Origin of the sequence: Alginatibacterium sediminis, assembly GCF_003610775.1 — a bacterium.
Lineage (GTDB): Bacteria > Pseudomonadota > Gammaproteobacteria > Enterobacterales > Celerinatantimonadaceae > Alginatibacterium > Alginatibacterium sediminis.
The window spans coordinates 292128-305111 of sequence record NZ_RAQO01000009.1 but is presented as its reverse complement, the minus strand read 5'-3'; the positions used below and the strand labels follow the sequence as shown (position 1 = coordinate 305111).

Below are 12984 nucleotides of genomic sequence, written 5' to 3'. Positions count from 1 at the left end.
ATACATCCTCGGTTGCTTTGACCATGATAAGCTGACACTGTAACGGTTTATGCTTCAGGGTTCAGCTCAATTCAGGTATATATTTGACGCCATGGTGCCTATTAATGAAATATATGGGCTATAAACCGGTCTTTAAAGCCATAAGCTCAATCATTTTTGAATTTGGAACACTCGTAATGCCGTATCAACGCCTTTTAAGCCAGTGGTTTTTCACTCTCATTCTTGTTTCTCTGACTCTTTTTGTGTCGGTAAATAGCAAAGCAGAAAACTTTTTTGATGAGATCGCAAACAAAACCCAAAGCGGCAGTCAAAACCAATTTCTTCGCGTTGACCAAGCGTTCATCTTCACTTCCCAGCTCAATGATGACTTACTCGAACTAAGCTGGACTATTGAGCCCGGATACTACCTATATCAAAATCAGTTTGAATTGAGCAGCAGTGACGGCAGTCAATTAGATTTAGCCATGCCGCAAGGTAGCACTTATCAAGACCCCTATTTTGGCGAAGTGATTATTTACCGCGACTCAGTCAGTTTAAGCGCAACAATTCCGGCGGAACTAAGCCATCAGGCATTAAGTATTCGTTTTCAAGGATGCGCGGATGCTGGACTTTGTTATCCTCCCGAAACATTGCCTATAGGGTTAAGTTCACAGCAACCCAATCAAAACGGCTTAAGTCCTGGGCCAAGTGTAACTGACATTATTGATAGCGTGGACCCTAGTTTACCGACTCAAGCGCCGTCAACAATCGCTGAGCGTTCGCTCATATGGAATGTACTTTTATTCCTTGTCATCGGCCTTGGATTAGCGTTTACCCCCTGCGTGTTCCCAATGTATCCCATATTGAGCTCTGTGATCGCAGGACAGCAGCAACTAAGTAATCGACGCGCGGCGCTATTGTCCTTTAGTTTTGTTCAAGGCATGGCAATCACCTATACCGCTTTAGGTTTGATAGTTGCAAGTGCTGGTCTACAATTTCAAGCCGCGTTGCAACAACCGTTGGTGCTTGGAGCAGTCGCATTGTTATTTGTACTTTTGTCACTTTCAATGTTTGGAGTCTACAACTTACAATTGCCGCTCAAGATGCGAGAACGCTTAGACCGTTTAAGCCATCAACAACAAGGTAATCAGGTTCTTAGCGTTGGCTTAATGGGCGCTTTAAGTGGCTTAATCGCATCTCCGTGCACGGCGGCCCCAATCTCAGGAATTTTGTTATACATCGCGCAAACCGGCGATCTATGGCTAGGTGCGATAGCTTTGTATGCATTAAGTATCGGTATGGGCATTCCCTTGTTCTTACTTGGGTGGAGTGGAGGCCGTTGGTTACCCAAGGCCGGTGCCTGGATGGTTGTGGTAAAGAACATATTTGGATTTGCCATGCTCAGTGTTGCCATCTTTTTGCTCGAGCGATTCCTTTCTCCAGTTTTAACGGCTGCATTATGGGGACTGCTATTTATTGCCTGCTACAGTTATTTGTTCCACCAAAACCGCCTCAGCACTTTTAGCTGGCAGCAAAGTCTGCGTTACGTTGTGTTAACCTTAGCTTTAGGAGCAAGCTTGCTGTGGGCAGCGAGTCCATGGATAAATATAGGCTCGCAGCACCAACAAGCTCAGCAAATTCATGGTCAGTTTATTGATGTAAACACTCTTGACGATTTGCAAAATCAATTGGCGATAGCCAAACAACAAAACACCGCTGTTTTAGTCGATTTTTATGCGGATTGGTGTGTGGCTTGCAAAGATTTCGAAAATAAAACCTTCCCTAAAGAAAAAGTGGCTCGTAAGCTTCAAGAGCTGGTGTTGATACGCGTTGATGTCACTAAAACTAACCAACAAGCTATCGAGTTACTCGAGCACTATCAGATATTAGGACTTCCAAGCTTGTTATTATTTTCTAGCGCAGGAGATGAACTAACACAAGCTAGGATCAGCGGCTTTATGGATGCCGAAGCTTTTTACGCTCATTTAGTCCTTAACGGTCTATAATTTAACGGCGGCAGGGGAAAGCTTTGTCACTTTGACGTTCAACATTCCTAAGCTGGTCACAACTTAGGAGGTGACCAATTGCACCCCCTGAACTGAGCTGTTATGGTCAATAAAAGTCCAATGGAGTCGTGGTATGGATACCCAATATCAAATAGTTATCGCTGATGATCACCCTTTGTTTCGCACTGCCCTTTTACAGGCGGTAAAAGCCGCAGCACCGAATGCGGATATTCATGAAGCCGACTCTGTCGATAATCTGTTACGTTTACTCGATGAACTAAAAACACCAGACCTACTGTTACTAGACCTAAAAATGCCAGGAGCGAATGGTTTTTCTGCGCTCACCCATTTGCATGCCCAGCATGCCGGTATTCCAGTAGTTATCGTGTCCGCTAGCGAAGAAATTGAAGTGGTTAGAAAAGCCCAGCAACTGGGCGCGATGGGATTTATTCCCAAATCGAGTCCTTTATCAAAAATGGTGTCTGCCATAGAACAATTGCTAGAAGGCAATAGTAGTTTTCCTGAAGGCTACGAAACCCATGCTGATATGCCTGCTCTGGACCCAATCGCAGAGCGCTTGGCTAATTTGACACCGCAGCAGTACAAAGTATTAGTGATGCTAAACGAAGGGCTTTTGAATAAGCAAATTGCCTATGAATTATCGGTTTCTGAAGCAACCATTAAAGCCCATGTCACGGCTATTTTTCGCAAACTGGATGTTAAAAATAGAACTCAAGCGGTTATTGCACTACAACAAATGGAATTGGAACCCGAGCAGTAAATCTCCCTTACCAAGGCTAGTAAAAACTAGCCTTCCATGCTTAGATTGCCGCACTTTTGAGTTGATATCCGTACAAAATGTCTAATACCTCCCCAATTTTATACAGTTTCCGCCGTTGTCCCTATGCCATGCGAGCGCGCCTTGCAATCCAAAGTAGTGGGGTTGCTGTTCGTTTGCGCGAAATAATCCTAAAAAACAAACCTGAGCATCTGATACAAATATCGCCTAAAGCAACCATTCCAGTTCTGCAACTGTCTGATGGAAGTGTTATTGATGAAAGCTTGGAAATTATGGACTGGGCTTTAGCAATCAACGATCCAGAGCGACTTCTACACCAACACTCAACCCAACATAAACTATTGATTCGAGAAAATGACGGCGCGTTCAAAAGCGCCTTAGACCGTTACAAGTATTCGGACCGTTTTCCTGAACACCCTCAAGCGTTTTATCGTGAGCAAGCGATGGGCTTCATCCAACTACTTGAACAGCGCTTGATCGCCAACAGGTTTCTATTCGGCGATACAATTAGCTATGCAGATCTAGCAATATTTCCGTTTATTCGTCAATTTGCTGGCGTAGACCAACATTGGTTTCAGCAAAATATCAGTACGCAATTACAACGATGGCTACAAACCCACGTTCAAAGTGAGCGTTTCCATGCTTGTATGCTCAAATACCCACAATGGATTGAAAGCAAAACTGAACAGATATTCCCAGACAATTCCAACAATCATCAGCCCCAGAATGCGCTGTAAATCGTGTCCACTTGGACCACAACATCACCAATAGAAGAACTATATGCTTTTTACAACTCTTTCTAATCTCGGTACCGACCAGCTAAACTTTCATTCAGAAAACAAAGTTCGCCTGCTCAATATCATTAGCATCATTACCGTAGGCATATCGTCGTTATACACCTTAAGCTACTTCACCGTATTAAATCACCTAGGCGTTGGTGTAATAAATGCTGGTTTTACTTTGGCTTATGCGCTGACCATGGTTTTCAACCGACTCCACTTACACAAACCAGCTAAAATTTGGTTCTTCAGCATATTGATGTTTCATCTTTTCATTTGTACTAATGTTTATTTAACCAATGCTTCTGGCTTTCACTTGTTTTACTTTTTAGTACCCACTGGGGTGTTCTTGCTTTTTGAACTGCGCGAAAAAGTGGACAAAATAGTATTAAGCGTCATTAGTGTACTGCTATTTTTTTACTGCGAAAACACGCTTAATGCCACCCCCCTCATCGCGTTGTCAGAAAGTGAAAACCATTTCCTATATCAGTCCGTCATATTCTTCAACATGCTAGAAGTGATTGTGGTACTCAGTCTTTTCAGCAGTAAAATTGAACAAAATGAAGCCCTATTAACCAAACAAGCCCAAACCGACTCACTCACCGGAATTGCCAATCGTCATCATTTTTTTAAACAAGGAACAAGCTTACTGCTTGATGCACATTCACAACAGCTTCATCTGTGTGTAGCCTTGTTGGACTTTGATCACTTTAAATCAATCAATGATAACCATGGCCATCACAACGGTGATCGTTGCTTAAAGCAAATCACACAACTAATCAAAAACAATATCCGTAGCAGCGACCTATTTGCACGTATCGGTGGTGAGGAATTTGCTTTAGTCCTACCCGACACCAAACTCGACGAAGCGAAGCAGATTGCTGACAAAATACGGCATTTGATCTCTGAGAAAAATATATCTCTCGACAATGGTGACAACGTCGTTTGTACCATAAGCGTCGGAATTTACGCTAAACAACAACCCGATAAAGACATTAAGACCTTACTTGTGAATGCAGATAATGCGCTCTATCAAGCCAAAGCATTAGGTCGAAATCGCGTCAGCTTTTACCAGAAAGCACCCTAAGAGGCGATAGTCATGAGCTTGCTAATTCAATAGCCACTGCCCTTATCTTCAAATGTTAGCCTTTTTATTGAGCTAACTGATTTGTCGTTGAGTGGAGCAATCAGCGACCTTGCAGGCCTATATTAAGTAAAATCCCCAAGGTCAATACGTCGATCAAACCTTATTAAACAGTTTTTTCTAATAAAGGTAATTGCACATTAAATTTCACTCGTGTAATATCGGTAAAAACTAATAAAGGTAACTTCACATGAGTATAGATAACGCAGTTAGAATCTTTGCCGGTAGCATGCTACTTCTCTCGCTAATACTTACCCAGTGGGTCTCCCCCCATTTTGTATGGTTTAGTGTATTTATCGCTATTAATCTAATTCAAAGCGCGCTTACCGGATTTTGTCCAGCAGCCAGCATATTTAAGAAAATGGGACTACACTAAAGTGATAGAACGTTTTCATATTTTTAGCTTGTCATGTTGTAAGCAAGGAGCTTCCATGAATTCACTATTCGGCTATACCCACCAGCTTTTCATTCGAACTTTTGTCAGCATGTTGGCACTATTACTTAGCGTCTCCTATGCGCAAGCAAACATCGAAGTTCATACAGTTAACACCAGCCAAACTCATCAGAGGATAGTGCTCGATGGCAGCATTGAGGCCATAGATGGTGCGACTTTATCAGCTCAAACTTCTGGTGTGGTTCAAGAACTGCTCTTTGATATTAATGACTTTGTACAAGAGGGCGAGTTGCTACTAAAAATAAGCAATGAAGAGCAAGCGGCTTCCTTAGCCTCTGCGCAAGCTCAGTTGGCAAGAGCAAACGCGAGTAATACCCAAGCGCAGCTTAATTGGCAGCGCCTAAAGAAGTTATTTCCTAAAGGAGCCGTTTCTCAGGGTAGCTTGGACCAAGCACGCGCAGAAGCACTTAACGCCCGTAGCGCTGTAGATGCCGCGAATGCAGGTATTGTACAAGCTCAAAAAGCGGTTTCGTATACAGAAATCAAAGCCCCATTCTCCGGTATTGTGACTCAACGGCATGTGGAAATAGGCGAAGCAATCAGCCCTGGCCAAGCTTTATACTCAGGCTTGTCCTTAAGTAAAATGCGCGTGATTACAGATGTACCGCAACGTCATTTAGCCTTGTTGCAAAATTCTGAATCAATACAAGTCCAACTCGATGATGGCAGCTTGTTAAGTTCGGAAGACTTCAAAGTTTTCAGTTACGCGGACACCAACAGCCATACCTTTAAGCTACGTATCAACTTCGACAATGTTGACCTTAAACTAATACCGGGAACATGGGTCAAAGTACGATTACAAGGCCCAGTTCGCGAGCAAATTCTGATCCCACAGAGCGCCACCTTAGAAAGGAATCAACTCAGTGCCGTCTACCGTATTGAAGACCAAAAAGCCTTGTTAACGCAAGTTCGTTTAGGGGCGCTTGTCGGTAATCAAATCACGGTACTCTCAGGCCTTATGCCTAACGACGTCATTGCCTTGTCTGCATACGCAGTTCTCAATCAGGATAAGGAATAAGCGCATGGGCATTTCAGGTCGTATTGCACAAGCCTTCTTGCACTCACCTATCACACCATTATTGGCGTTGATCGGATTGATATTAGGTGTATTCGCTGTCTTGGTAACACCAAAGGAAGAAGAACCCCAAATTGATGTTACCTTTGCTGACGTTTACATCCCGTTTCCCGGTGCGTCACCTCGCGAAATCGAGAACTTAGTTACCTTACCCGCAGAGCAAATAATTTCAGAGCTCAATGGCATAGATACTTTATATAGCTTCACTATGCCTGACGGGGTAATGCTGGTTGTGGTATTCGAGGTAGGCAAAACCCGTAACGACGCTATCGTTAATTTATACAATCAAATCTATTCAAATTTGGATAGATTACCTAGCGGTGCTGGTGTTGGCCAACCGATCATTAAACCGCGCGCCATTGATGATGTACCTATCGTTAGCCTCACACTTTTCAGTGATCAAGATGGCATTAGTCATCAAGACCTTAGCCAAGTTGCGCACGGCTTAGAAACTGAGCTTAAAAAGATTCCAGGAACTCGTGATATCTACACGGTTGGTCAACATGAATTAGTGGCGTCTGTCAGAGTAGATCCCGCTAAAATGAATAGTTTTGGCATAAGCTTGGCGCAACTAAGCAATCAGTTACAAGGACAAAATCAGCGCTCTGCACAAAGTATACTGGTACAAGACAACCAAGAAATCGTGGTTCAAGCCGGTCAATTCGTACGCAGTATCGATGAGCTACGAGAACTCGTAGTGGGTGTCTATAATGAAGCACCGGTCTTCTTAGGTGATGTAGCTGAGGTTAAACTAGGTGCCGACATACCGACTCAAAGTGCTTGGCACGGCGAAAATGGCCAACTATACCCTGCGGTAACCATTGCGATTGCCAAGCAAGCCGGCGAAAACGCAGTCGCTATCGCTGAAAAAATTGAACAACGAATTAAGGATGTTGAAAACACCCTGATCCCGCAGCAAGTCAAAAGTAAAATCACTCGCAACTATGGTAAAACAGCGGCTGAAAAATCAAACACCTTAATTGGCAAGCTCGCCTTTGCTACAGCAGCTGTGGTAATTCTGGTCGCCTTAACCATGGGCTTAAGAGAAGCGATTGTGGTTGGGATAGCAATTGGAATCACACTTGCGATAACCTTATTTGCATCGTGGGCTTGGGGGTTCACTCTAAATCGAGTGTCATTATTTGCGCTTATTTTCTCTATCGGCATTCTGGTAGATGATGCCATTGTTGTGGTTGAAAATATTCATCGACATATGGCCATGGGCAAGCGCAAACTTGCCGAGCTTATTCCGCTGGCAGTCGACGAAGTTGGTGGACCAACGATATTAGCTACTTTCACTGTGATTGCAGCCCTGTTACCAATGGCATTCGTTAGTGGATTGATGGGTCCGTATATGAGCCCTATTCCAATTAATGCCAGCCTTGGAATGTTGATATCTCTTTTAGTCGCCTTTGTACTCACGCCATGGTTAAGTCAGAAACTACTACGCCATGAACACGACTCAAGCGCCCACGCTGAACAAGATCCCGAGTTAAAAAGTACTTCACGTTTACAGCGTTTTTTCAACGCAGTCATCGGCCCATTTCTACATCAAAAACAAGGTCGACGTGCCAGACTTGGGCTTTGGGCTGGTGTAATGATTTTAATTGCTGGCGCGATGAGTTTACCCGCTCTACAGCTTGTGGTTATGAAAATGCTGCCTTTTGACAATAAGTCTGAAATGCAAGTCATTGTCGATATGCCTGAAGGAACGCCTTTCGAGATTAGCCAACGACTGGTGATGGATTTATCCCACGAAGTTGCAAAAGTTGAAGAGGTTTCAGATTACCAACTTTACATCGGAACAACAGCGCCGATTAACTTCAATGGATTAGTGCGTCATTACTTTTTACGTAACACGGCTAATAGCTCAGACATACAGGTTAATCTAGTTGATAAATCACTACGCGAGCGCAGTAGCCACGAAATAGCCCTAGATTTACGACCCAAACTACAGCTTATTGGCGAGCGCTACTCAGCCAACGTGAAGGTGGTTGAAGTTCCGCCAGGACCTCCAGTTTGGTCACCTATCGTTGCCGAAGTCTATGGACCTAGTCAAACGATCCGCGAGCAAGCGGCGCAACAACTAGAGCAATACTTCCATCAACAAGCAGATATTGTCGATATTGATATTTACTTACCTAGCCAACAAGACAATTGGCAGTTGGATATCGATCGCAGTCGAGTCTCGAAGTTGGGACTCAACTATTCTGAGATAGTAAATACTATTGCCACTGCAGTCGGTGGCACAGATATCGGCTACCTGCACAAAGAACAGCAAAAACATGCGGTACCAATTCGTTTGGAAGTCTCTGAAGCCAGCAAAGTTGATTTACAGCAAATTTTGGACCTGCAAATATATAGCTTCAGTGGTGCTACAGTTCCCTTGAGTCAAGTTGTAAGCGTAAGAGTTCAAGATGTTGATAAGCCTATCATTCACAAAAATATGGTACCGATGGTCATGGTAGTTGCCGACATGGCTGGCCCGTTAGATAGCCCGCTATATGGCATGTTTGACATGGCGCTATCAATGCAGGATGACGGGCTTAACTTCACCCAGAATTATGTGGAACAACCCGATGGCCTATCAGAAATATCGGTATTGTGGGACGGAGAGTGGAAGATCACCTACGAAACCTTCCGTGATATGGGCATTGCCTATGGGGTTGGTATGATCATGATCTACCTATTGGTTGTGGCTCAGTTTAGAAGCTACCTAGTACCTTTAGTCATCATGGCTCCTATTCCTCTGACAGTGATTGGTGTCTTACCTGGACACGCCTTGTTTGGCGCTCAATTCACCGCCACCTCGATGATAGGCATGATCGCATTGGCAGGGATCATCGTTCGAAACTCTATACTCTTGGTTGATTTTATTAACCAAGAAACCCAAAACGGAGTTCCTTTCGAACAAGCGGTGATTAACTCGGGAGCGGTGCGCGCCAAACCTATAATTTTGACCGGTTTGGCAGCGATGATTGGCGCTTTGTTTATATTGGATGACCCGATATTTAACGGGTTGGCGATTAGCTTAATCTTCGGTATTTTGGTTTCAACCATCCTAACACTTGTGGTGATACCGGTGTTGTATTATAGCGTGATGTACAAGCGCTACGACTAAGTCAAAACTAGACTACAACATCCTTCAAACAGCCAGCATTGCTGGCTGTCTTTTACTGCAAACTAGTCTTTTGAAAGCCACTGGGTTGGTGCAAGCTCTCGAAGTAGCAATTGTTGACACAGAGTCTTCAGACGTAAAGGCCGTAGCGGCTTGCTTAAGTAGACATAGCCTTGTGCGCGAATACTGTCGATCAATTCAGCCTGCCGATCAGCGCTGATAATAATCGCACCGCAATCTAAACTAAAGCGCTGTTTCAAGCTCGTTACCACATCGGTCCCCAATTGGTCATTATCCAAATGGTAGTCACTTAATATCAATTCAGGTCTCCAACCGTCATCGATGACAGCCTGCGCCATATCTTCGTCTTCGCAGCAGATCACCTCATAGCCCCAACGTCCCAACAAGCTCTCCATACCAATCAAAATTTCGGGCTCATTATCGATACACATAACTTTAGCCCCCTCAGTAATTTCAACCTCAACTGTTTCTTTGGCTTTGGTCAATGGCAAAGCATGCGTTATCGGCGCGCGTACACTAAAGACTGAGCCTTTACCTACCGTCGACTTAACTTGAATTTGTGCATTAAGTAGCTCACTGAAACCTTTGGCAATTGCTAAACCCAGTCCTAAACCTTGCTCCGCATTGCGGTTCTTCATCGCGTCAATTTGCTGAAATTCATTAAAGATTAATTGTTGTTTCTCAGTTTCAATGCCTGGGCCATTATCCCAAACCTGCAGACGAATAAAGTCACCTTCACGGCGTACGCCTAACAGTACTTTTCCATTTGGATTGTAACGAAGCGCATTGGTTAAAAAGTTCTGTAGTATACGTCGCAGCAGTTTACTATCGCTAAACACGGTTAAATCACTTTCAACAACTTTAAGCCGTACCCCTTGTTGCGCCGCAAGTGGTGTAAACTCAGCCAGCAACTGCCTTAACAATTGCCCAATCACAAAGCGCTCTTCGCTAAGTTCAATACGGCCGGATTCTAAGCGCGATATATCCAATAAATCACTGATAATCTCCTCAGCTGAATATAAAGATTTATCTATGTTTTGGGCTAAAAAGTCACTGTCTTTACTCAATTGTGAGTCCAACAGTGAGGCAGTAAATAGTTTTGCCGCATTAAGTGGCTGCATCAAGTCATGGCTCACGGCCGCAAGAAAACGACTTTTACTTTGGTTCGCGCTTTCCGCCGCTTCAGTAGCAGATAGTAACTGTTGGTTAATGTTTGATAGTTCATGAGTGCGCTGCTCAACCCGCGCCTCCAAGATTTCGTTGGTCTGCTTAAGCATGCGTTCAGCTTGGCGGAAGGTAGAAATATCACTAAAGGTCATTACAAATCCGCCGCCCGGCATCGGATTACCTTGAACTTGAATAACCCGTCCATCAGGATACTCTCGTGACGATGTATGCGCGCTACCACGACGTAAATGGGAGACACGGCGCTGAACTTGTTGCTCTAAATCACCGGGCCCGCATAGGCCACGCTGCGCGTTGTAGCGCACCACATCTTCAATGGGTCGACCCACATAAATAAAGCCAGCTGGAAACTCAAATAATTCGATGTAACGACGATTCCACGAAACAATGCTTAGCTCCGTATCGACAATGGTAATCCCTTGATCTATATGCTCAATCGCACCTTGCAGTAAGTCGCGGTTGAATTGCATCAACTCTGAGGCTTCTTCAGCTATGGTGGCAAATTCTTCGAGCTGAACCTGCTTGCCTTGTAAGGCGGTACTTAAAACTAAACGCGATGAAGACGAGCCAAATACCCCAGCCAACAGTCGTTCGGTTTCGACAATCAGATCTTCTGGTGCTTGTTGGTGCGGCGCCAGCGTCACTCCTCGAGATTTAGAAAAACGAGCGAAGGCTGCTGAAATACGCTGACTACCTAAAAAGCGCGACGTCAGCATGTGCAATTCTTCCACGCTAACTTTACTTTGGTACAAGGTACTCGCTTGACCGCGTTTATCAGCATTTGAAACAAAACTCATCGCTTGCAAACGCTCTGACACTGCAGGGCTAGTCAAACGCGAACCGATAATAAATCCAGCTAAGTTCATCGACAAACTCAGCAAAATCCCCCAATTACTATCAGACATGACTCGATGGCCGAACAGCTCTGGACTCTCTAAGAAAAATGCCAACCAACTGTCACCAATCTCAACCGCGGTGAGTCCGGTTAAGTGCATCAGGTTTAGCAACCACACACTCATCCCCAATAACAAGCCTAGATAAACACCCGAACGATTACCTTCACGCCAATACAGGCCGCCGATAAGAGGGATTGCTAATTGGGAAATGGCTGCGAACGACAACACACCTATATCGGCTAAGCGATCAACTTCGCCGAGCAACAAATAACTACCCCAAGACAGTAACAATATGGCCAATATGGTGGTACGGCGAACGTTTAATAACAGCTCGCTAAAGCTCGCGAAATTGCGGCCGGATAAACGCCCGCGACGCAACAGCAAAGGCAAGACTAAGTCATTGCTCACCATAATCGCCAGCGCGATAGTCGAAACAACTACCATGCCGCTCGCTGCGGATGTGCCACCAATAAATGCGGCCATACCGAGGGTATTAAAATTGGTAAACAGTGGCAGGCTCACCACGTAACTATCGGCGGGCGTTCCCGCAGGTAACCACAACTGCCCAGCCAAGGAGATTGGCATCACAAATAGTGCGAGTAGCAGCAAATAACCCGGGAAAACCCAACGCGCCAAACGTAGGTCACTGACACGATTGTTTTCGACTACGGTGACATGAAACTGCCGAGGTAAACAGATTACCGCTAGCATAGCCAAAACCGTTGAAAAAATGAGATCAGAGATATTACTAAGCCCAATGCCATCCCAATCAGCACTAATTTTTTCTACAACATGTTGCTGCTGTTCAATGCTTGCATCCCCAAGTAATGACACCGCTAAGCACCCCACAGCAACAAAGGCGACTAACTTGATCAAGGACTCAAAGGCAATAGCAACGATCACTCCCCGGTGGTGTTCGGTCGCATCAATGTGTCGCGTACCAAAGAGCATGGTAAAAACAGCCAGCAGCACACTCACCATCAGAGCAATTTGTGCGCTGCTAATATTACCTAAAGATTGGCGCATAGACTCACCACCAATCAAGTCTAGCCCCATCACAATCGCACGTAGTTGCAAGGCAATGTAGGGGAGAATCCCAAGAATACACAACAAGGATATGACCACCGCAAGCGTTTGCGACTTGCCGTAGCGCGCCGCAATAAAGTCAGCAATGGTGGTAATGTGTTCGCGTTTGGCAATAATGACCAAGCGCGCAAGTAGCTTCCAGCCGAAAACAAAAACTATAATAGGGCCCAGGTATACCGGTATGTAGGAGAGAAACTGATCTTGAGCCTGTCCAACGGTGCCGTAGAACGTCCATGAGGTACAATAGACCGCAATTGAAAAGCTATACAGCCAGGCCTGCAAGCGCAGGCGTTTTTGGGGAAACTTGTCGCTAAAAAACGCAATTAAAAAAAGTACGCCCAAATACAATAATGAGAGCGGTATAACAGCCCAACCTTCAGTCACCATATTGCTTCCATGCCCTATCAGAACTAAACCATAACGCGAAACAGAACTGACAAGT

8 protein-coding genes are annotated in these 12984 nt (G+C 44.7%); 7 read left to right on the top strand and 1 reads right to left on the bottom strand.

What is annotated here, in order from left to right; translation table 11 throughout:
* Positions 1 to 104: 104 nt before the first annotated feature.
* The 7 genes from DBZ36_RS17675 to DBZ36_RS17645 all read left to right on the top strand — a co-directional run bounded on the left by DBZ36_RS17675 (position 105) and on the right by DBZ36_RS17645 (position 9357).
* Positions 105 to 1985 (top strand): protein-disulfide reductase DsbD, encoded by a 1881-nt coding sequence (locus tag DBZ36_RS17675; protein ID WP_120356292.1) that lies wholly within the window; start codon positions 105 to 107, stop codon positions 1983 to 1985.
* 133 nt (positions 1986 to 2118) lie between these two features.
* Positions 2119 to 2766, top strand: coding sequence for a response regulator transcription factor (locus tag DBZ36_RS17670; protein WP_120356291.1), 648 nt, complete (start codon positions 2119 to 2121; stop codon positions 2764 to 2766).
* Between the two features lie 77 nt (positions 2767 to 2843).
* Positions 2844 to 3521, top strand: coding sequence for a glutathione S-transferase (locus DBZ36_RS17665; RefSeq protein WP_120356290.1), 678 nt, complete (start codon positions 2844 to 2846; stop codon positions 3519 to 3521).
* A gap of 43 nt (positions 3522 to 3564) precedes the next feature.
* A complete protein-coding gene (locus DBZ36_RS17660; protein ID WP_120356289.1) occupies positions 3565 to 4650 on the top strand; it encodes a GGDEF domain-containing protein in 1086 nt (361 codons plus the stop codon).
* 247 nt (positions 4651 to 4897) lie between these two features.
* Positions 4898 to 5083, top strand: coding sequence for a YgaP family membrane protein (locus DBZ36_RS17655; RefSeq protein WP_120356288.1), 186 nt, complete (start codon positions 4898 to 4900; stop codon positions 5081 to 5083).
* 55 nt (positions 5084 to 5138) lie between these two features.
* Entirely contained in the window at positions 5139 to 6179 is a 1041-nt protein-coding gene (locus tag DBZ36_RS17650) for an efflux RND transporter periplasmic adaptor subunit (RefSeq protein WP_120356287.1), read from the top strand.
* A gap of 4 nt (positions 6180 to 6183) precedes the next feature.
* A complete protein-coding gene (locus DBZ36_RS17645) occupies positions 6184 to 9357 on the top strand; it encodes an efflux RND transporter permease subunit (protein ID WP_120356286.1) in 3174 nt (1057 codons plus the stop codon).
* Positions 9358 to 9419: 62 nt separating this feature from the next.
* Here the strand turns inward: DBZ36_RS17645 and DBZ36_RS17640 are convergent, their stop codons facing one another.
* Positions 9420 to 12929 (bottom strand): hybrid sensor histidine kinase/response regulator, encoded by a 3510-nt coding sequence (locus DBZ36_RS17640; protein ID WP_199711915.1) that lies wholly within the window; start codon positions 12927 to 12929, stop codon positions 9420 to 9422.
* Between the last annotated feature and the right edge of the window lie 55 nt (positions 12930 to 12984).

Bases quoted from the DNA above. Each gene is read 5' to 3' on its own strand.
- DBZ36_RS17675 (WP_120356292.1), top strand. From the start codon at position 105: ATGAAATATATGGGCTATAAACCGGTCTTTAAAGCCATAAGCTCAATC.
- DBZ36_RS17670 (WP_120356291.1), top strand. From the start codon at position 2,119: ATGGATACCCAATATCAAATAGTTATCGCTGATGATCACCCTTTGTTT.
- DBZ36_RS17665 (WP_120356290.1), top strand. From the start codon at position 2,844: ATGTCTAATACCTCCCCAATTTTATACAGTTTCCGCCGTTGTCCCTAT.
- DBZ36_RS17660 (WP_120356289.1), top strand. From the start codon at position 3,565: ATGCTTTTTACAACTCTTTCTAATCTCGGTACCGACCAGCTAAACTTT.
- DBZ36_RS17655 (WP_120356288.1), top strand. From the start codon at position 4,898: ATGAGTATAGATAACGCAGTTAGAATCTTTGCCGGTAGCATGCTACTT.
- DBZ36_RS17650 (WP_120356287.1), top strand. From the start codon at position 5,139: ATGAATTCACTATTCGGCTATACCCACCAGCTTTTCATTCGAACTTTT.
- DBZ36_RS17645 (WP_120356286.1), top strand. From the start codon at position 6,184: ATGGGCATTTCAGGTCGTATTGCACAAGCCTTCTTGCACTCACCTATC.
- DBZ36_RS17640 (WP_199711915.1), bottom strand. From the start codon at position 12,929: ATGGTGACTGAAGGTTGGGCTGTTATACCGCTCTCATTATTGTATTTG.